The 20724-nt window shown below is 40.5% G+C and carries 23 protein-coding genes; all 23 read right to left on the reverse strand.

All coding sequences use genetic code 11. The annotated features are described in order from the left end of the window. Positions 1-17: 17 nt before the first annotated feature. Complete coding sequence (locus tag DVG78_RS19130; protein ID WP_147277122.1) at positions 18-884, reverse strand: lipid II:glycine glycyltransferase FemX; 867 nt, start codon at positions 882-884, stop codon at positions 18-20. Between the two features lie 170 nt (positions 885-1054). Continuing rightward, positions 1055-2164 carry a DUF354 domain-containing protein gene (locus DVG78_RS19135; RefSeq protein WP_114462648.1) on the reverse strand — a complete coding sequence of 370 codons (1110 nt, stop codon included), beginning with the start codon at positions 2162-2164 and terminating at the stop codon, positions 1055-1057. Between the two features lie 70 nt (positions 2165-2234). Continuing rightward, on the reverse strand, positions 2235-3398 hold the full coding sequence (locus tag DVG78_RS19140) for an N-acetyl sugar amidotransferase (protein WP_114462649.1): 1164 nt from the start codon (positions 3396-3398) through the stop codon (positions 2235-2237). A gap of 3 nt (positions 3399-3401) precedes the next feature. Beyond that, the gene (locus DVG78_RS19145; protein WP_114462650.1) at positions 3402-4163 is read right to left on the reverse strand and encodes an AglZ/HisF2 family acetamidino modification protein; all 762 of its coding nucleotides are present in this window, start codon (positions 4161-4163) and stop codon (positions 3402-3404) included. Positions 4164-4169: 6 nt separating this feature from the next. Continuing rightward, positions 4170-4796, reverse strand: coding sequence for an imidazole glycerol phosphate synthase subunit HisH (gene hisH / locus DVG78_RS19150; protein WP_114462651.1), 627 nt, complete (start codon positions 4794-4796; stop codon positions 4170-4172). A 3-nt stretch (positions 4797-4799) separates the two neighbouring features. Then, the gene (locus tag DVG78_RS19155) at positions 4800-5738 is read right to left on the reverse strand and encodes a glycosyltransferase family 4 protein (protein ID WP_114462652.1); all 939 of its coding nucleotides are present in this window, start codon (positions 5736-5738) and stop codon (positions 4800-4802) included. A gap of 8 nt (positions 5739-5746) precedes the next feature. Next, positions 5747-7153, reverse strand: a complete 1407-nt coding sequence (locus DVG78_RS19160) for a glycosyltransferase family 39 protein (RefSeq protein ID WP_114462653.1) — start codon at positions 7151-7153, stop codon at positions 5747-5749. A 13-nt stretch (positions 7154-7166) separates the two neighbouring features. Next, positions 7167-7907 (reverse strand): glycosyltransferase family 32 protein, encoded by a 741-nt coding sequence (locus DVG78_RS19165; RefSeq protein WP_114462654.1) that lies wholly within the window; start codon positions 7905-7907, stop codon positions 7167-7169. A 6-nt stretch (positions 7908-7913) separates the two neighbouring features. After that, complete coding sequence (locus DVG78_RS19170; RefSeq protein WP_114462655.1) at positions 7914-8879, reverse strand: glycosyltransferase family 2 protein; 966 nt, start codon at positions 8877-8879, stop codon at positions 7914-7916. A gap of 17 nt (positions 8880-8896) precedes the next feature. Beyond that, a complete protein-coding gene (locus DVG78_RS19175) occupies positions 8897-9163 on the reverse strand; it encodes a PqqD family protein (RefSeq protein ID WP_114462656.1) in 267 nt (88 codons plus the stop codon). A 15-nt stretch (positions 9164-9178) separates the two neighbouring features. After that, positions 9179-9745 carry a hypothetical protein gene (locus tag DVG78_RS19180; RefSeq protein WP_114462657.1) on the reverse strand — a complete coding sequence of 189 codons (567 nt, stop codon included), beginning with the start codon at positions 9743-9745 and terminating at the stop codon, positions 9179-9181. 10 nt (positions 9746-9755) lie between these two features. Beyond that, on the reverse strand, positions 9756-11606 hold the full coding sequence (locus DVG78_RS19185) for an asparagine synthase-related protein (RefSeq protein WP_114462658.1): 1851 nt from the start codon (positions 11604-11606) through the stop codon (positions 9756-9758). A 3-nt stretch (positions 11607-11609) separates the two neighbouring features. Next, on the reverse strand, positions 11610-11762 hold the full coding sequence (locus tag DVG78_RS30110) for a hypothetical protein (RefSeq protein ID WP_158550054.1): 153 nt from the start codon (positions 11760-11762) through the stop codon (positions 11610-11612). A gap of 41 nt (positions 11763-11803) precedes the next feature. Beyond that, the gene (locus DVG78_RS19190; RefSeq protein WP_114462659.1) at positions 11804-12217 is read right to left on the reverse strand and encodes a lasso peptide biosynthesis B2 protein; all 414 of its coding nucleotides are present in this window, start codon (positions 12215-12217) and stop codon (positions 11804-11806) included. Further along, the gene (locus DVG78_RS19195) at positions 12214-13116 is read right to left on the reverse strand and encodes a phosphoenolpyruvate carboxykinase (ATP) (RefSeq protein ID WP_114462660.1); all 903 of its coding nucleotides are present in this window, start codon (positions 13114-13116) and stop codon (positions 12214-12216) included. Before DVG78_RS19195 ends, DVG78_RS19190 begins: the two co-directional genes overlap by 4 nt. Positions 13117-13135: 19 nt before the next feature. Beyond that, the gene (locus DVG78_RS19200; protein WP_114462661.1) at positions 13136-13939 is read right to left on the reverse strand and encodes a phytanoyl-CoA dioxygenase family protein; all 804 of its coding nucleotides are present in this window, start codon (positions 13937-13939) and stop codon (positions 13136-13138) included. Positions 13940-13986: 47 nt separating this feature from the next. Then, positions 13987-14865, reverse strand: coding sequence for an FkbM family methyltransferase (locus tag DVG78_RS19205; protein WP_114462662.1), 879 nt, complete (start codon positions 14863-14865; stop codon positions 13987-13989). A gap of 99 nt (positions 14866-14964) precedes the next feature. Continuing rightward, entirely contained in the window at positions 14965-15969 is a 1005-nt protein-coding gene (locus DVG78_RS19210) for a glycosyltransferase (RefSeq protein WP_114462663.1), read from the reverse strand. 7 nt (positions 15970-15976) lie between these two features. Continuing rightward, the gene (locus DVG78_RS19215; protein WP_114462664.1) at positions 15977-16732 is read right to left on the reverse strand and encodes a methyltransferase domain-containing protein; all 756 of its coding nucleotides are present in this window, start codon (positions 16730-16732) and stop codon (positions 15977-15979) included. Between the two features lie 11 nt (positions 16733-16743). Further along, a complete protein-coding gene (locus DVG78_RS19220; protein ID WP_114462665.1) occupies positions 16744-17544 on the reverse strand; it encodes a glycosyltransferase family 2 protein in 801 nt (266 codons plus the stop codon). A gap of 8 nt (positions 17545-17552) precedes the next feature. Beyond that, on the reverse strand, positions 17553-18518 hold the full coding sequence (locus tag DVG78_RS19225; protein ID WP_114462666.1) for an NAD-dependent epimerase/dehydratase family protein: 966 nt from the start codon (positions 18516-18518) through the stop codon (positions 17553-17555). A gap of 30 nt (positions 18519-18548) precedes the next feature. Further along, a complete protein-coding gene (locus DVG78_RS19230) occupies positions 18549-19787 on the reverse strand; it encodes a glycosyltransferase (RefSeq protein WP_114462667.1) in 1239 nt (412 codons plus the stop codon). Positions 19788-19794: 7 nt separating this feature from the next. Beyond that, positions 19795-20724, reverse strand: a complete 930-nt coding sequence (locus DVG78_RS19235) for a hypothetical protein (RefSeq protein ID WP_114462668.1) — start codon at positions 20722-20724, stop codon at positions 19795-19797.

Consider the following 20724-nt stretch of genomic DNA (forward strand, 5'->3'; position numbering starts at 1 on the left):
CTTAAACCGGGGAATAATCACTTTTTCAAAACCCTCCAAAGATTGAACGCTCTAATCACCAACCCATAAAGCATCGGAAAATGGACTTTTTCAAAACGTCCGTAATTCACCATCTCACCACCAAATTTTTTTTTGTACTCCCTCACCCCGTACGGCACTCCAGGTTTGCCAGCCCCACCGAAATCAAACCGCGTAAACCCATTTCGTTTGCCCCATCTAAAAACCTCCCACGGCAGTAAGTCGTTGGGGTATTTATCGTAATTTTCTTGGTAAGCGCCCGCGTAATAATCAAACAGGGTAGTGCCATACGCCAAACAAAACATACAGCCGATTATCTTGTCTTCATACTTAGCAACAAAAATCCGCAGCCCTTCTTCTTGGGTGCTGTTTTGAAGCAGCGCCTCAAAATGGTCTATGCTAGGCAACGGGAGTTTGGCACGTTGGTATACTTCTTTCAAAATCAAATAGCACTTGGTGAGCGTATCTGGAGCGGTGCTCAACTCCACCGTTGTGCCTTCTTTTTGCGCCCGTCTGATTTCATTTCTGCGTTTGGAATGAACCTCTGACCACAACTGCTCTTCCGTTTTTGCTAGGTCAACAATGATGTTTAAATGCTCTTCGTAGGTATAGTCCAAGTCTCGCATCACCGTTAGGAAGGCGCTTTGGTCTGAAAGGTTGCGAACTTGGGTATAAATTGAAAGTAAACGTTCTTTATGGTATAGCTCATAAAGCCCTTTATATACCTCCAAACTGTTGTGCTGCACCAATGGCCCACCCCAAATTATGGTTCGTGCCGATAAAAAATTGAGTGGAAAAGCTTGGTATTGCGTCTGCCTAAAAGCCAGCATTACACCCGTCACTGCATAATTTTCATCGTATGCCACATAATACACTGGTGTAACTGACTTAGAACATTTACAGGTAAAAAAAAAGAGACTTGATTGAAAATAGTTGGCATTTGGGTGCGACTTTACAAATTTTTCAATCGGTTCAAGTTGGCTTTTTTCAGGGTTTTTAAGGCTATAATATGAACTTCTCACCTTCGGTTTTTGGCTTAGGTTTTCAGCTTTTTGAATTGATCTTGAATCGCTGGATCTTCTTTCATTTGGTTTTTACTACGGGGATAATTCTCAATAAACCAAACCATAAACGCTGTAACGTCAATTTTATCAGCCAACATCTTTGCCCTTTTTGCTTGGCACTTTTCTTTTATATCCTTGTCGCTAAGCATGTTATGCAAGTATTTCATTAGCTGCGCATCATCGCCTTGAACAATGCCAACAGTCAGCTGATAAGTGTGTTCAAGTTCTTCCAAAACCGAGATTTTGCCCACAAAACTGCTATACCTTAACGAAGGAACGCCCAACATAGCCGCTTCCATGGTCATGCTTTGGCTATCGCAAATCAGTACTTGAGCGTTTGCTAACACATGATGCATGTCGTTCGGATTGATTGACAATTTGTACTTTTCATATTTATCATCACCGCCGCCTTCTGCCGAAATTAACACCTGATAACCAATACTTTCAACCATTTCAATTATCGTATCAAGCAAGGTCTCGTTAAGGCCTTTTATCCCAAAATCGTGGTGAGCATTCAATTGCGATAAACGAATTAGTATATATTTTTTGACAAAACCATACTTTTTCAACACTTCGTTATTGACAGTGAATACCGCAGGGTGCAAATATCCAAGTTTCATATAACCATCGTATCCCACTTTTTTAGTGCCCCACTTGCCCACATCACATACGCTTGGACACAGAATCGTTTGGGTAAACGGATAGGCCAAATCTCCCAGATTTTTGATTGCTTCATAATCATCTTCTGTAATTGTAATCCTATTGATGTTCAGCAATTTACCCAATTGCGCAATCGTGGCATCCGTACCAATCAACAAATCAGGTTTAAATTTCAACACAATCGGCAGCATTGAAAAAGTCCTTTTAAGCAGGCTCACAATAATCGACGCCCGGGAATTCCCGCGTATCTGCGGCAATATATTGGTGTATTCCATGCCTTCGTTGCGCAACAAATCCTCCAATACATCTTTGGTCTTTATCAAAATCCTTATCCGATGACGATTTGATTGTGATAATCGCTTGATGGTCTCCCTTACAAAAAGATATTGTGCAGGATGACCAAAGTAGAAAAGGATATTCATTGCGTATAGTTGATGTTTGCAGCCTTATTTTGACAAACATTTCAACTTTACGTCACTTATTTGATATGTCTTAACGAACGGTCTCGGTGGTCCCGTCAATCACTTCCCGCGCGGTGATTGACATGGGTTTGAAGGAATAGAGCTTTTTCAAAAGCGGGCTGAAAGTATCGGCCAATCGAAACATCAGACTATAATTAGATGGGTAATCAAACGCATTTTTATTTTCTAATTTCCAGATAGTTGCAAATTCATCTGGGCTCAACTCCAATTTTTTAATTACATATTCGCGGGTATTCTCTAGCTCTTCTTTGGGTGCAAAAGGCTGACTCAGGCGGGTCATTGCTTCCGCCCGCGACAACGCCCCACTCAGTACCTGCGCCGACAGGTTTATTTTACGTTTGTCGATGCCGAATTTTTCGGGTAACCAATATGCCATGGCAAATTTTGTAAACAGGTTTTCGTGGTGATGACCGCCGTAGTCCTTCCAGTCGTACTCCTCCATCAGCATTTGTTTGGCTTCTTGTTTTTGGTAATCCAAAAAATAATACGGCCTGATATCTCGAATGCCTTTGAGCAGACCCGAATAAATCATTTTGGGCAGTGTCAGCAAAGGGTAGGTTTTAAGTCGAATTCCAGAACCAAATTTTTTATGAATAAAGAGCAACTGTTTGGCGTCGGCATAGGTCCATTCTTTGGGTTGCTTGCCTTCCGATCTAAAATCATTGCCGCGAAGTATGTATTTTATTCCTTCCTGGTTCGCGATTTTGTACATCGTTGCCTTGATAGCCAAGTCGGTGGGAGCGTCAATCCACGGCACCCCCGCCCTCATATACGCCCGCAAAAGGTCTTTCATCTCCTCATAATCAACCACATAAGTTTCTAAATCAATCTTAAGCTTAGTCGTTACCTTGAAAATATTCTGCACGGCAATCTCACTATTGAAACCATTGTCCAGATTGACGGCCAACGGCCGCAGGCCGTAGCGGTTCGCAATATGCAGCAAGTACGAACTGTCGACTCCGCCGCTCACGCCCACAATGCAATCATATTTTTTTCCCCGCCCCGAGGCTTTCATTTCCTCCACCAGCTGCTCCCAGTCTTTTGTGCCCTGCTCGCCTCGTGGATACTCCTGCATCATTCTTTCCTGCAATTTCCCAAAGTTAGAAACTCCGTTTTCGTCAAACGTAATTCCGGGTAAGCTATCGTCCCAAACTCCTTTCGAACAGATTTTCATGGCTTAACTGAATAAATGTACAAGTTCTTTATTTTGTGGATAATTGACCAAAACGGCCTTTCGAGGACCATGAAACACAAACAATGACCCGGCCGCCACCGCCGAGGCATACGATTCACGAACAGCGCGGGTGAAATCATTCAGGCTTCCAGCTCCTCCAAGAGCCACCACTGGAATTTCAACGGCTTCGGCTACTTCTTTGACCAATTTCAAATCATACCCCTGCATGGTGCCATCGTGCTCAATAGAGTTAATGATGATTTCTCCTGCTCCACAATCCTGCATTTTTTGTGCCCACTCCACGGGGTCCCAGCCCGTTGATTTGGTTCCTGCCGCCGTGTAAACCTGTTTTTTTCGCAAAAACTTTTGATTGACGTCGACAGAAACCACGATGGTTGAACTGCCAAATTCTTCGGAGGCTTCTTTGATAAAAGACGGATTTTCGACGGCGTAGGTATTGATGACCACTTTTTCGGCCCCGGCATTGATAAGGGCTTTGATTTCTTTGATGGAACGAATGCCGCCGCCCACCGCAAACGGCATATTGGCTTCATCTCCTACCCTGCGGACAAACTCTGGCGAGATAGAGCGTTTTTCGGTAGTAGCCAAAATATCTAAAAAAACGAGCTCGTCGGCTTTTAGGTCATTGAAAATCTTAACAGCGTTGATTGGGTCACCTACATACCGGTGATTTTTGAATTTTTCTGATTTGACCAATCCTTTGTCTTTCAATAAAAGGACGGGAATCACGCGGGGTCTAAACATCCGTGGTTAGGCGGGTAAAGCGATAAAATTTTGAATGAGACGGTCGCCCCATTCGTGGCTTTTTTCTGGGTGAAACTGCGTCCCGTAAATGTTGTTTTTTTGGATAGCTGACGTAAAATACAACGCATAATCAGTGCTTCCTAGTGCATCTTTTGCGTTGTGGCATTTCATATAATAGGAATGAACAAAATAATACATCGCCTCTTGACTCACCCCAGCAAAAAGGGGCGATTCCTTTTGTATCTCCACCGTATTCCAACCCATGTGGGGCACTTTGTAAGTACGGGTATCATTGACCTTAAAACGAACGACTTCGGCCTCCAACCATCCCAGCCCCTCGGCGTTTCCTTCTTCACTACATTTTGCCATGAGCTGCATACCCAAACATATCCCCAAAATGGGCGTTTGCACCTCCAGTACCTTTTGATTCAGCACCTCCCATATACCCGATTCTTTCAATTTTTTGACCCCGTTGGCAAAATGCCCAACCCCTGGAAGGATAAGTTTTTGGGCATTTTCAATGACTTTTAAATCCGCTGAAACCTGAACGCTTTTATGCAAACGTTCCACTTTTTTGAGTACCGAACGCAAGTTGCCCATTCCATAATCAATGATTACTATTTCGGGTTGCATGGATTAAGTTATACTTTGGTAAAGAGAAATTATTTTTTTTGCAATCAATTCGTTATCAAACCTTTGAATACGCTCTCGACCGTTAATCGGGGTTGGATAATTGAGGGCTTGGCGGATTTTTGAGGCTACATCTTCGGGCTGCCGCGACGTAATAAAACAGCCTTGGATATTTTCAATCACCGATTTCACATCTCCCACATCGGTCGATACGACCGGGCACCCGCAGGCAATCGCCTCTTTTATAAATTGTGGCGACCCCTCGGTATGTGAAGTCATCAAAGCTGCATCGACGGCTGTCAACAATACTGCGACCTCCTCCCGATCATACCCTTTCAGCTCCAATAACTGCAAGTTTGGGTTATTTATAAGGCTCAACGCGGCGGCTGCCAAAGGATAATTCTTGACGGTATTGTCGAAAGAAGACGAGAATAGAATGTGTTTTTTTTCGGGTAAAAAACCCATTTGGGCTTTGGACACCTCTTTTGGCCTTGGAAAAAAGAAGCCAAAATCTACCCCGCAGGGAATCACCTGCGCTTTGTGTTTAAAGTAAAAAAAGGCTTTCTGGAGCAATTGTTCGCTCACATAAATTGTTTTTTTACTCAATAACTCCACCCACAAGGAGAGGCATCTTAGCCGAATATCGTTAATATCTGACCCATGAAAAGTAGCCACTACGGGAACCTCTCTTTGTAAATTAGCCAACAATGCCGACGCCGCAACGTGGGCGTGAATACAATAATAGCGCTCGGCTTTAAGTTTTTTTTTTAGCTCTTTCAGGCTCCTTAAATAGCCTTTAAGCCCTTTACCAGAAATAAAAAAATAATCGAACTCAATGGATGAATCGGCTCTTTTGACAGCTTCTACTTGGTCATAAATAAAGGCCTGGTGTTTTTGAAAATCAAAATTTGGCGCATTTCCGCTACACACAATCAACACTTTCATAACGCCGCTTAGGCCCTTCCTGCCAGCTTAAACCAATTCCAACCAATAACCAATACCGCAATAAACAGTAAATAAGGGAAGTAATACTTTTTGTTTGTGCTGTTCATTTGGGTAATGCCAAACGACGCCAAAATCAACAGAAAAGGCACTACCGGTAGGTGAAAGCGTTCTGACAGTGCAAAACCGCTCGAAGCCAACACAAATAAATAAGAAAACACAATAGAAAGCAGTAGCGCATGATTCCGCCATAACTTCCGTTTGTACATCACAAAAAGGGTAACAAATACAAAAAAAGCGTACACATTTCGGGTAAAAAACGCACCAGCCATCATCATGGCGTTGGGTTGCTGCGTATCGACCAAGGTTGGAAAGGGAGCCAAAAGCATAAGAGGAAGAAAAACGCTCTTGGAGCCGTATTGGGCCAATTTATTACTTTTTCCAGCCGCCCGATTGGCATAATTGGACATTTGTTTCTTCAAATTCCTATCGCTTCCATCCATGTATTCCTGCACATTATCACCCAAACTACTGATAAAAATCAAGCCCGCAGCCACCAATACCAATACCACAATTCCGATTTTTTTCCCTGTTCCCGAAATTCGGCTGGAAATGAAAAAAGCCGCCACAAACAATGACGCCCACAAGCAGACCGCCAATACGGTACGAAAGAAAAACAACGACGCACCAACCAAACAAAGCAGCAACACATTTTTAAAATTGAGTCGTTGAGCCCGTAAAACCGTATCGGCCAAATTGATAAACATCACCACCAAAAATACCATCTCGGTTTCTTTCAGGTGTAATCCACAATAATAAATCAGATTGGGAACCAACATCGCCAGAATACCCGCAATCCGTCCTGCTCCTTCCCCAAAATTTCGACTTGCTATTCGGTAAACCAACACACAGGTGAACGCACCCAGCAGCGCTTTGATTAGCCTCGGAATCAAGACCCCATCTCCTACAATCGAATACAAAACTCCTAAATACAACGGATAGCCCATATCTGAGTAGTTTGTGCCGATATACTCCAAGTACTCATCAAATTTACCATCTTTCAACAGACCCGCCACCCACGCTCCTTCACCGTGGTAACCAACGGCATCCCCGGCTTCAAATTCAAAGGGCTGGCCAGTCATGTAATCAAAAAAGAAATAACTGATAAACACAAATGCAACCCGAATGGCAAATGCCATCAGAAATAGCATTTTTTGGTACAATACGTTTGATACATTGGCCCACTTGCGCGTATATACCGCTGAGAAATAAAAAAAAGCAATGACTTCAAAAAGTACAGGAAATACCCATAACAAAGGCAAAATATTGGAGATAAAAAGAACAGAAATAGCTGCAAAAATAATCATAAACAAGCCTATGGCCTGACTCATGTAGTATTTCGGTAAATAATTCAGCATAGCTTCAAGTAGATTATAAGGATTTATTTTGCCGCGCCCCTATCAGAAAACGTTTCATTCGTATGAGTTTATCCGTTATTATGGGGCCTACAATCTTTTGAAAGAAGTATTTCTTCATTTTGTACTTCATGGGCTGCCAAGAACCCTCAAAATGGTGAATACAATAGGTGTTTTTTGTAAGGGTAATCAAACCACTCCGAGATTTAGGACAAAAATAATCTTTCGGAAAGATATGCATACAATCTTTATAAACCTGATAACCATTTTTCAAGACAAACCCATTGGCCGACATGATTCCCGAAATAATTTCAACGTTGGTGGTCATATCCAACGTCCCGTCTTTTTTTTGAAAATTCCTTCCCTCATAATAGGCTAGCATTTCGCGGGCCCATGCACCGTTCTGCGCGCTGGCCATGATTCCAGTGGGGATTTCTATTTCACTTTCAAATCCAGAAAAGGCTGGGTAGGACAATAAATCATCTAAACGTTTGAGAACTTCCACATCGGTGTCCATGTAAATTCCACCAAAATGATACAGGGCGTGAAGGCGTACATAATCTGTCACAAAGGCAAATTTTCGAGCTTCGTAGGCCTCTTTTACATAGACTACGCTGTTTATATCAAACGTATCTTCGTTCCAGAGTCTTAATTCGTAATCAGGCAAGTATATGTTCCATGATTCGATGCAGCGAATGGCCATTTCTGGCATTTTACCGCGCCCAAACCAGCAATAATGAATTATTTTTGGAATCATAGTTGATTAATTCCGTGCTTTATGGGCCATACGAATGATAGATTGTTTGACAAACGACCCGTATTTTTTACCTAAAAAATAACCCAAAACCACCGCTTTGGGCCAAGTATAAACAAAGCGATACAAAAACGGATGGCGAGAAAAGTTAATTGTTTTCACGATTTCCCTGATTTCTTGGGGATATGCGTTTTGCAAATAAAAAGGAATCAAAGACCTCAGCCGCAGGCCATCGAGCAAATACTTCAGCTTGGGCAATTGGTTTTCATATTTATGCAGGTAGGCCAGATTAAAAATCACGTGCTCTTCTTTCTTCCAACGTTTTTCTACACCCAATGCTCGTTGGGACGTTTCAGCATCTTGGTTTGAGTACGCCAAAAATTGATTCAGATAGCCGACTTTGTGCTTCAACGCCACCCTAAGCCACAAATCCAAATCCTCCCCCATTCTCAAGAATGGCTGAAAGCCTTTTTCTTCAACAAAAACCGTTTTTTTTATCACCACGTACGAACAGTTGACGGGTGCCCAGAACGTTTTGGCATATACGTCAAAATAATCAATGTAACCACCTTGAAAACCATCAGCAACGCCAATAACAGCCCGACGATTTATCCTATTTTTTACACTGTAGTAGTTGGTAGCGTAGAGAGCCGCTTGAGGATAATCGGAGATTAGCTTTTCCATTTGCTCCAGAAAGCGTTCATCCCACCAATCATCCGCGTCCAAAAAAGCAATGTAATCATATTTAGCCGTTTTGACACCGTTGTTTCTGGCCACAGAAACCCCCGCATTTTTTTGCGGAATGAGACGTAGTCTATCGTCTTGCAAATACTTAAGTCGGGCAAAACCATCGTCAGTTGAGCCATCATCGACCACAATCACCTCAAAATCTCGGAATGTCTGTCCAAGCACTGACTTTACGGCTTTTTCAACGTAGTTGGCTTTGTTATAAAGCGGAATAACAACCGAAAACACTTATTTGTCGTAAAAAATCAGGCAACTACTTGAATCAACCCCAATTCTTTCATTTTTTCAAGATACTCATTCACTTCAGTACGGCATTGTTCGGGACTGACGTCGTACTCTGCCATGAGGGCATTATAGAGGCTTTCGGAGCTTAACGGGTTTTCGAGCAACTCCCAAATCCGGGTCGCTACCGAATTGAGCGAGAAATAACTTCCTTTTTCAATATCTACCATCACCAAGTCGTCATTCAATTGACCCGAGATGGTTTCATTGTTTCGTATAAATAGTGCCATTTCTGAGGTAATTATTTATTGTTCTACTGTAGTGTCAATCATAGACTTGAAGGTTTTGATTGACTTAAAGTTTTTGATTAGTAAAGTTTCATAGATATTACATTGTGCTTTCAACAACGCCAACTCCTTGGATTGTTCGGCAGGAGGCACAGGCATTTTACCTATCTCAGTCAACAATTGTCGAAAACTCAGCTTAGTATCAACCCCAAAAATACGCTTATATAATTCAAAAATTTCATTCCTGAACTTCAGCGCGTTCAATACAGTTTTATCGGCATCATATTTTGTAATTCTTCCTTTAGAAAAATCCTTTAACAACTGACACCGAAAAGCTGAGCAGACTATGGCTCTATTTTGATCATAAATGGTACATTTTCCCTCAAAATATTGACAGGGAAGTACAAATCGCTCTTTTTCGCCCATCTTGCGATAGTTTTGCTCTATTTTTTTGGGCAAGCTACCACTACTCATTTCCCCTGGCTCTAACTCCGCATGATTAAAGAGGGTTCCATCGCAGCAAATACCGCACTTAACACATATTTCCTGCTCGGCTACAGGGCTTTCAGTGGATTCAACAGACATAGGCTTTTATTTATGATACGTTTTCCCGCTCCTCAATTTTTTCAACATACCTTTTCGAAAACTCATGGTACATTTTAAAGGCGACGATAGCGCCAATAACTTTTGAAGATTCAGGATAATCAGGATTTTCTTGAATCTTTTTCACCCCAATTTCCAATTCATCAAAGTCTACAAAATACAAATTAGGGTTCGTTTTAAATTCTGCTATCTCCCTCATAAAAAGCATTCCTCTTTCTTTGGATTGTTTATGTACCAGAGAAAAAAAAGCAGGATCCCATTTACCCACTCGCCACCGTACCTCTTCAGGTAACAACCCTTCAGTGATTTCACGAAGAATAATGCGGGTATATTTGCTATCCTTCACCAATGCCTTGGAAGGAACTTTCAACATATACTCAATGATTCGTTTGTCCAACAAAGGATACCTATACACCACCCCGTTTCGGTATCCCGTAATCGCCCAACACTCGGTTCTCTCAGCCAGATGATACGTATACAACATACTAAGTTGGTATTCTCGGCGTGAGCGATAAAAGTTGTATCGGTTGTAAGTTTCCTGATGAAATCCCCTAGCCTCTTTTTTAAAAAAACGTAATGTGTCTTTGTAGCTTTTACGCACTCCGAAAGGCACAAAGCCAATTGCAGGAAACAAAATTCGGTACAGTAAATAAGAGATAATTTTCTTGGGTTTATTCAGCGGATTCTTTTTAAAAAACGTCTTCCATTGGAAGTTAAAAAAAAGGTCTGAATCAACTCCTGAACTACCAAAGCTGATAAACTCATCACCACCCCACCCGCTGAAAAGCAAATTATTTTTTTGTTGTTTTGCCAATTCAAGTACTTTCTCTTCGTAGAAATAAGTGAAGTTGTTGAGTGAGTTTTCGGTCAGCTTCACAAAATCTTGCACTTCCACGTGGATAAAAGCGGGAATGATTCCCGACATTTGACAGGTTTTTTTTACCAATTCTCTCTCATCCAGTTCATGTTCATCAGGTGTGCTGTTGTCGGGAGACCAAGAATACCCATAAAACCGCGTCTGATTGGCATACTCTTTTCGGGCGAGCACGGCCACGGTGCTTGAGTCAAAGCCCCCGCTCAGATGGGCCCCTGCATTGAAACGCGGATCTGCCCGAATATGTACTGCGTCCTGGAGGAGCGCTTTGATCTCGGCCAACATTTGGGGTTGGGAAAGATTATTATCCGTTTTAACCCGCTCAGGCTCCCAGTACTTTTTAGTTATAATTCCATCAGAATTAAACTGTAAAAAATGCCCTGCTTTCAATTTCAACACCTTTTCATTAGGCGTTAAAGTCATATCTACTGGCTTGTAAATAGAGATAATGGGGTCCATGTTCATTCTCTTGCCTTCTTCATGGAAAGCCCGGCACAAACCGATTATATCGAAAGAGAAGAATAGAGAGTTGTCTTGTAGCGTATACGCCAATGGATTAACGCCTACATGGTCGCGAAAAAGGGACAACATATTATCCCGCCCCTGATAAATAGCGATACTGAAATCCCCATTAAGGGTATTAACAAAACTAGGGCCTTTACGCAAAAAAATATTAGCGATGAGAGCGGGCAACGGAAGAACTCCCAGCTTACGGTCTATATCTCGGTCTATTTCAAAACGATTATAAACAGAGCCCGACATTAATACCAACAAATCATTGTCGGTATCAATGTACAGGCAGTCTTCAACCGTAAATGGCAGATGCGGATGCAGGAAGAAACCGCCCGAAAAATTTCCGTACGTTACCTGATGATGAATGCACCCTGCCCAATTCATTGTCTTTTGGAGACGACGAACAGATGCACTTTTTTGGCCAAAAGGTACAAGAGAAAACTCTCCGTACAGCATTACCTAAGAAGGGATTGACTTTAATTTATTTTCAGCATCACCTTTACCTACCTCTCTATCTCCAGTTCCTTTGTCGGAGTAGGTATCATGATTAATATCCAGCGTTAAAACAGTTGGTTTTGACCAGATTTTTTTGTCAGTGTTTTGCGTTTCCATCGTTTTTTGTGTTTTGGTTGGTAAATATAAAAAAAAGTCATTTAAAATTGATACAATTCGCGGTAGTTTCCTCCCTTATCCACAATTTCATATTCAAAGGTCTTGAGCCAAGCATGAGCGATAAAATTATTTTTTTCGTCAAAAGCTACTCCCAGCGAAATCTGTGAGGGAATACGGCGGCGTTGCAGCATCCAGCGCGATGCAAGGCTCATCACCAAACACTTATTATCCCAAAATGCCAGCCCATTGCTACGATATACGGCTTTTTTTATTTGTTTCAGTTCTCGAACATCCGGTTCGGTATCTTCACATTTATCATTAGAAACAAACTTCAGGCAGTATTTGAACGGTAAAATCAAAAGCAAAACTTTAGCGCTATACGAAAATAACAGTGCCTCCACAAAAAGCAATTTTTCCTGTATTGGCAATTTACTAAATTTTATAACTTGTTTCATAATACTACTTCAACAACACTCGGTTTAGTTAGAAATGATAAAATATGTTTTTCAAGTTCAAGTCGCAACTGCTCAATGGAAATACCTGTGGGTCGATAAATCTTCGTTATTTTCACCGTTTGGCTTATTGTGATCAATTTTTTTAGATAAGAAGCCTCACTTTCAGGCATCCCTTGAAGAAACTCTTTACGGTAAATTTCATTTCTGAGGGCAATAAATTTTTCAATGCCTTCTACTTCTTGAATTTCCACGGTGGGTTTATCGTGAATTTGAAGAATAAAAACATGATCTAACACCACTAGTTCTCCCCTTTCTGACTCCATTGGAAAATAAAACTTGCCCCATTCAGGCATAATTCGGCTCAACTCTTCCTCCTTCTGTTTAAGCTGCATTAGGCTATCACTCCACAATTTTATTCGGTCTGAAATCGCCCATATATAAGGTTTTCCTTCTTTAATCAAGATGGGTGTGATGTCGTCAGTTAAAAAATCAGCTCCTTCCAGACAAAATGCCGCCGTGAGTGATGACTTTCCTACACCTGATTCTCCGCAAATCATTACCCCAATCCCTTGAAAACTAAAGCAACTGCCATGTAGTGGTAAATTTTTCCGCTGATGTAATACAGCACCGTATACTGACCCATTTAGATATAACTCCAATGCATTTTGGGTGACATTGGGATAAGGCATGAGTTCTATATAGTTTCCGTTACAAGCATAAAAGCAACCAACCCCCTCTAAATCAAGCACAAATTCATGCTGATTAAGACATACAGAAGGATAGCAATGATTTGGATGTGTAATGTTTTTTTTTACGCCCTTAAATTGTATTTTGATGTCTTTTATGGGAAAACGTAACTGCATACCTGCTATTTTAGGATTCAAATATAGGGCGTACATTCTTTATATTGATGATATTTTATTGAAGTTTCATGTTTCTTCTTTGAAAAAGGGACTTATACTCTTCTGGAATATCTGAATAGTTATTATCATCCACAATTAAGTGTGGATCAAATCTAAAATTAGAGCTATCAAAATACCATGGAAGGCTATAATTGCAATACAGTAAGGGTCTTTTTTCGTCTGATTGGTTAGGGTTACCGCAGTGTACAATGCGGTAGTCCATCAAAATACAGGATCCCGTTTCTATTTCAGGCTCAATAAAGTTGGGGTTGCCTTCAAAAGCGCCCGAATGAAGAGGGCTTCGATGACTACCTGGCCAATAACGAGTAGGTCCGTTCAGTTTTGTAAAAGGAATCAAAGGAATAAGAAGTCCAACTGCATACGCTGGCAGAAGAGGGGCTAAGGCAACGCCTTTAAATATAGCTCCATCTCTATGCAGTGGCATATATTTAGCCCCTGGCAAAGATGTAACACAGGTTAAATCACTGATTATAAACTCTGTATTAAATATTCCTTCTAAAACAGGAAGTATGAACGGGTTTGCATACAAATAGGGGGTGTTAAAAGATTTTTTTAATTCCACCGATACTTGAATCCTTCTATGTCCCACTCGAAACACATTTTTTTTATATTCTTCCGAAAAAAGATGTCCATACTTATCAATAAAATCAGCGTTAAGCTCATTAATATAGTCTTTTGAAAAAATATCCTTAAAAATCACATAGCCATCCCGGCGAAAATCCTTCAATATTTCCTCCAAATGAGATGCCTCAATTTGTTGGTTTTGGAATTCCTCTTTGCTAAAATCGACTATATTCATCTTTTATGGATTTAAATAATTATCGTATTGACCAAAAATCGGGAGAGCTATTTAATCAATTTAGTTAAAATACTCGTCACCATTTCTGTATTAATCGAGGGAAAAAAGATATAATCATTGAGTTGGAGGCTTTTTTTATTCCATTGAATTAAAGTGATGGTATCAATTTCATGAAACGAAATAATTCGCTCTGTTGTCTCATCCTGTACCAATTGAATGATTGAATAATCGAGTGCTTTAAGAAAAGAGCATACTTCAGCCGCTCTCTTTTGGGTAAATTCAAAGACTTCATCACTAAAACTATCCAGCACTTCGCAAATAATATAGGGGCGATTCTTACGAATCAGTTTTTCCATCCCATTCAACGCCTCCAATTCAGCACCTTCAATATCAATCTTTATGCAATTAATGGGTGCATCCAATTCCAAAATATCTAGATTGAGCGATATGATGGGCTCCTTCAACTTAAAAAATTGTGGTCGGAGTTCTTCTATAATCGACGCTGTAGGATCCGCATCATTGTTTCTTTCCAAGAATATCTGCCCTAATTTATCAGAAAGCGCGAAATTATAAATGTGGCAATTTTTTAAATTATTAACCCTTACTAATTCTTTTAAGTAATAACAGCAAGATATGGCAGGCTCAAAGCCGATGTAGTTTATTTGTTTTTCAGCAGTCTTGACAGATAAGAGCGTTTGCCCAATATTTGCCCCCACATCAACAAATGTTTGTCCATCTGAAACAAACAACTCATTTACGAGTAAATAAAGCCAATTGGGTTTTAAATAAAGATTTGGATATCCAAGTCCTCCAACAACAGGAACATTAATTTTATGGCGAGCGTATGATATTCTTTTTGATACATTAAAGAAATTCAGCAAGCTTAATTTCTTTAATATCTTAAATTCTAAATTTTCAAGTATCATACTTTTTTATCCCCTTACTTTGTTTTGACCTTGGCTATAAAGACAGTAACCAGTAAACCGAAAAAATACCTTAAAAATCTGATTTCATTGTCTGTGAGCCTATCCAACTAAAAGTTTCACCGATTGAATAGGCGAGGCATACTTTTCATAATAGGCATACGCTCCCTTTTCTAAATGCCGTCTGTATTCTTGATTAGTAAGCAAAAGTTCAATGGCTTTTTTTATCTCATCTTCTTGGCCAGATACATAATGAATGTGCTTACCATGTTCAAGCGGAGCGGGTAAGTCATTTATCAAGGGCGTTGAAATAATGGCTTTGCCTAAGGCCAAATACTCCCCCAATTTCCACCCGTGGCACATAGCCCAAGCGGGCGTATTAAAAACGAGCGTTGAGTCCTTGATTTTGGCAATGTATTCTTCTTTCAAAATCCAATCCGTATCTAACATTAAATGTTGAAAACGAGGATTCATATTTTTGATTTGACTATACACAAATCCCCCTTCAAAATGCAGATTTTTGATTGATTTACAAACCTCAAAAAAGCGAGCGCGGTATAAATTAACGGTTTCATCATTACGAATCCATTCGTCACTGTTCCACAAGGCACTCACGGAGAAAACATAATCACTCTTTGATTCACCGGGACGATAACTTTCAATCGGAAGATGCCTGTTGTGCTTTATATACTTTGACAAAAATCGCTTGGTCTGCTTCAACGGAGGGGTTGATCTAAGACAATTTGCACCCGCAAGGAACACGCTATAGTATAAACTCCATGTTTTGATACCAAAACTTGGGGCTAATTTTATGATTTTGGTCCTTAATTCTTCGGGAGTTGCCTTTTCATTATAATTGATTTTGCCGTAAAAATCGCACCATTCATAATCTTCCCGCTCCACGGTGGTTGCGTCACTCCAATCAATCACGTACCTGCTGATTCTCGCTCCACTTTCTACCACAAACTTTAAAGCTAGATTAGGTTTATTTCCATTAAAATAACGACTGGAAAACTGAACGTTTTGTCTGCCATAAATTTCATACAGACCTTGAATATAAAACGCCGTATAATCTACATCTGTCCAAGGGTCAAGATACACTTTCATGGGTAACCTACTTCAATTGAGCCAGCACACAAACATCTTCGTTTGGCCGATTGTGGGTAAAAGGAATATTGGCCATTTCATCTTCAAGCGTAATTTCTCGGGCGTTTTTAAATTTCCCAACCGTCTCCATTTGATAAAGTAACCCCTCCGCGTCATAGCACCATTCGTGTTTTTCAAACGGCAGACTATGCGAAAAAACAGAAAAATAGAAGCTGTTGGGACTATCCTTAGGGATTCGGTTCAAAGCCCAATCAAAATTATTTCTAATTTGGCCTGACAAATAAAATCCGATGTACTTTCTCAAATCGGGCGTAGAGATGAGGATGTACCCGTCTTTGTTGAGGAGTTTAGCACAATTCTCCAGCACCGTTCTACCTGCCTCAGGCGTAAAATGTTCAAACACGTGCTGCATCCGTATCAAGTCAAATTTACCGAGTTTTTGAAGGCTCTCATCGGTGGCATTGACCATATCTAGTCGGTAATATTTCCCTTTTTGATTGACCAATGTTTCGGGAAACAGGTCGATATACACAAAATAGTCATCAAACGTGCCTCCGCAACCGATTTCTAACCAGCGTGTTTTGCCTTGTGCCACCAGTTTTTCCTTTAATCCTCCATTGGCGCGCGCTTTTATAAATATCCCCTTGTCTTCCAACATCGGGTACTCTTGTTCTAGTTTTGCCAGTTGATAGGTCTTTATTTTTCGTTTCGTAACGACCATAAACCCTAACTTATCAAGGATTCCAGAAAGAAATTGCTTCATAATAAACTGTTTTACAAATACTTATCGACTCTAAAAAAGAGTCGGTAGAGATTAAGGACCATAAACCAAGCCCACTTACTTTTTTTCAACCTGCGCATGATTTGACCGTCACGCGCAAACTCTTCATAATCCAACCGGATATTGGGCGGCAGTACCTGCTCCAACACCATTTTTCGTTCCTGTTTATCCAATGCTTTGTTGGTACTGCTGATTCCGTTGGGGTCAAACCACACCAAATCAATGTCTTTATAAACGACTTTTTCGTTGTTTAATCCGATGGCAATGAGGTAAAATTTCCAATCCGATACGATTTTGAGCGATTCATCGTACAACCCATAAGTATCAAACAGCGACTTTTTGATGTAAGCGGGCGCGTGAAAAAACGTAGAGACATACATATCAAACAGGGTCACTTGTCGGCCCGCAAAACTACGTTCTACCTGCATTTGCCCATTAACCTCCCGAATTTTATTACCATACAAAATACTGCAATCAGGTATTTTATCAAGCATCTCCGCAGTCACATCGGGTGCTATTAGATAATCTCCCGAGTTGAGAAATTGGCAATAATCGCCTTTTGCTTTCAAAATCCCTTTGTTCATGGCATGATAAATACCATTGTCTGGCTCACTTATCCAATAGTTGATTTTATCAGAATATTTCTTAATTATATCCAGACTCCCGTCGGTCGAACCACCATCAATCACCAAATATTCAAATTCATCCGAGGTTTGATTAACCACGCTTTCGATGGTCTTTTTCAGCCCTTCAACGTTGTTGTAATTAATGGTAATGATAGACAGCTTGGGCATGATTGTACTTACATCAACACTTTGCCAAATGGTAAACGGCGCAAAAATTGCACCCTCTCCCACTTATACGTATTATAAATACCCTGCCGAATATCCGTTAACATAAGACTTGCGACATTTCGCTTCAACTCATTGATATTTAATGAAATATCACGAACATCTGCTTTAACCGAACTCCTATAATTAACCTCTATTTCGGGTTCTAATTCTCGGATATACTCCACAATTTGATTAATAGAGGTCGTTTGCCCACTTCCCAAATTCAGAATCAGATTTCTTTTATTATTAACCAAAAGGGCATAAATCACCGCCACCGCATCCTTTATATAAAGGTAATCTTTAGCCTGTTGTCCATCTCCCCAAATCTCCAAAGGCTGTTGGTTAATTGCTTTTCGGATGGCTATATTAATAATACCCTGTTTATCGGAAGTGTGAAACTCGCCAAACAAATTGGAAGGCCTAAGTATCAAATAATTAATACCGTAATTTCTATGAAAAAGTTGAATATATTCTTCGATTGACCATTTTATAATGCCGTAAGAGCTGATGGGCTTACACAGGTCTGTTTCTTTGGCACCTCCCGGAGCACCGTTGTTCCCATACAATGCCCCCCCCGAAGAGAAAAATAAGATAAAGTTACATTTAAAACGTCTCATCAATTCCAGCAATCTTATTGTCCCTATTAAATCTTGCTGAATATCCCCCCTAATAGTATCATTTGAGGTCACGGGTACGGACGAACTTGCAATATGAAAAACACCATCAAAATTGTATTTTCCAAAAATGGAATTCAGGAGAACTTCATCACAATAATCCCCCATGATGTATTCTACATGAGGGTGATTTATTTGGGGAACTTTGTTTCTGCATATACAAACAAAATGGTATTCGTTTACTAAGTCGTTCTCAGTAATATAGTGTATTAGGTTTGAGCCAATAAACCCTGCACCTCCAATGACCAAAATAGTCTTCATTTTTGTAAGTCAATGGTAGTCAAAACCAATTCAGAGAGCGTTTTCAAGAATTTGCAAATACCTATCCCGTCCACCATATAGGTTCATGGTAAAATCTCGACACTGTTTTGAGATGATATCCAACTCAGCTTGCGGTAGTCTTATTAAATAATCGATTCCTTTTGCCAAATCCTCCGAACTGCCAAACGCCGCGAGATAGCCCGTTTCTCTAGTATGTACCAACTCTGATCCTAATCCTGTTTTGAAAGAAACCACCGGCGTACCGCACAAAACAGCCTGATTAATCATTGTAGGCCCCGAATCTTCCAACGAGGGGCACACAAAAATATCAGCCGCTTGGTAGGCTTTAATCAAGTCTTCTTCGGATAAATTCCCCACCAACTTCATATTTTCGTATTGAAGCGGTAAGGTCGCCGCTCCCGCCACCAACAGCGTTACATTGGTGAGGTCAATGGTTTTTAAAGCATCAATAAATAATTGAATACCTTTTCTTCTTTCATCCAAAGAGGTAGCCCCAAAGAAAATAACTCTATGGTCTTTTGGAAGCGAAAAAAAATCTTTCGCGGCCATTTTGTCCCCTGGGCTATATTTGGCTTCGTCCACAAAATACCCCGGCATTTTCATAATTTGCTGATTTTTAAATACCGACGAACACATGGCTCTTTCGTAATCGTTTTCAGAAAAGACCAATAATCGGGTATTTGAAGGCAAATGTTGTTTTTTGAAGGCCAGATTTTTCTGAGGCAACCAATGATAGTTTGCATCTACAATGGCAGGACAGTCACTGCAATCATTGTGATATCCGCCACACTCCCATGGATAATGGCAGCCTCCCGTCATGGGAGCATTGTCCAACATTAGCCAAACAATTTGCGCTCCCGTCAGCTGACATAATTCATCAATTAGTTTTGTGTTGATAAAATCCGTTACCCAATGAATGACGATAGTATCTGGTTTTTTTGGAATAAGGGACAATAGCTTTTTAGCGGTTGCTCTTGGATACTTTTCAAAACTGTTGTAAAAGTAATAATCATAGTCTAAACTGACCTTCGACCATTCTTTTTGGAATATTTTACGGCGTATTTTGGGGAGGCTGTTTTCAAACTTCGAATCGGGATAGTGTATAGCATGTGGATAGTTTGCTTTCACATCTCTAACAATCAAGTAAGAATCGTAACCTGCCCCCAGCAGAAGATCATTGAAATGAGTCGTAAACTTTCCCGCGCCGCTGTAATCAATTGCCGATAGATTTAATACTGTTTTTTTCATATCACTATCAAAGCAACCCCTTATTAATCAGAACCTTAATAATTTTCAATATTACTTTTTTGTAAAACGAACGTTTTTCTTGATTAATGAAACGTTCAAAAAGTATCCAGTCAAATATAGAATCTAACCTCCGCGTTGGGGGAATTAACGGAAAAGTGAGGTGTTTTAAAGGCAGGTTAGCAAGGGGATCATTTTCATAAAAAGAATGGGTGGCATCAGCATTGAAGCCAATGTTAGAAATAAGATTGACGGAAGGGACAATCGTTTTTCCACCGTTGAGCCAACGTGCAAAAAGCCATTGAAAATCCCAAACATCATTAGGCTCTTCTAGATAAACTTTGTCAAATTCAGCTTTGAAATGCCGAAAATACCGTTGATTATTTAAAAATTTACGAATCGCTTTTTTACTTTCTTTGCTCTTCCATGCTTCCATGCTGTAGTCAAATTTTTGCCAGGCACGGCGCCAAGTAGCCCAGCCTAAACTGTGTCCCATCAATGAATAAAGATAGGAACATCGCCTCCGTCGCCACGATTTCAGGGCATTGGTCCCCGAAATCATGTAAATTGTTTCGTCTTCTTTATAGCGTTTGAGCAAGGCCGAACAATACGGAAAAAATCCTGCGCTCGGCACACAGTCATCTTCCAAGATAATCCCTGCTTCCACCTGCTCAAAAAACCAAGTAATGGCTTCGGCAGGGCCGCGTCCACAGCCTCGGTTTTTGTCTCGAAACAAGGTTTTCAATTCACATGGCCAGTCTATTTGTTTGAAAATTTCTCGCGTAGCCTCACATTTCACAACATCGTCAGGTTTGTCCAGCCTTGGCCCATCAGCGGCCACAAACAAATATTTGGGCTTTATTTTCTTTAGTTCATTAAATACTTTTTGAGCCGCCTGAGGGCGGTTGAAAACAATCAACAAAATGGGGACTTCAAACAT

It is taken from the genome of Runella aurantiaca (genome assembly GCF_003339505.1).
Taxonomy (GTDB): domain Bacteria; phylum Bacteroidota; class Bacteroidia; order Cytophagales; family Spirosomataceae; genus Runella; species Runella aurantiaca.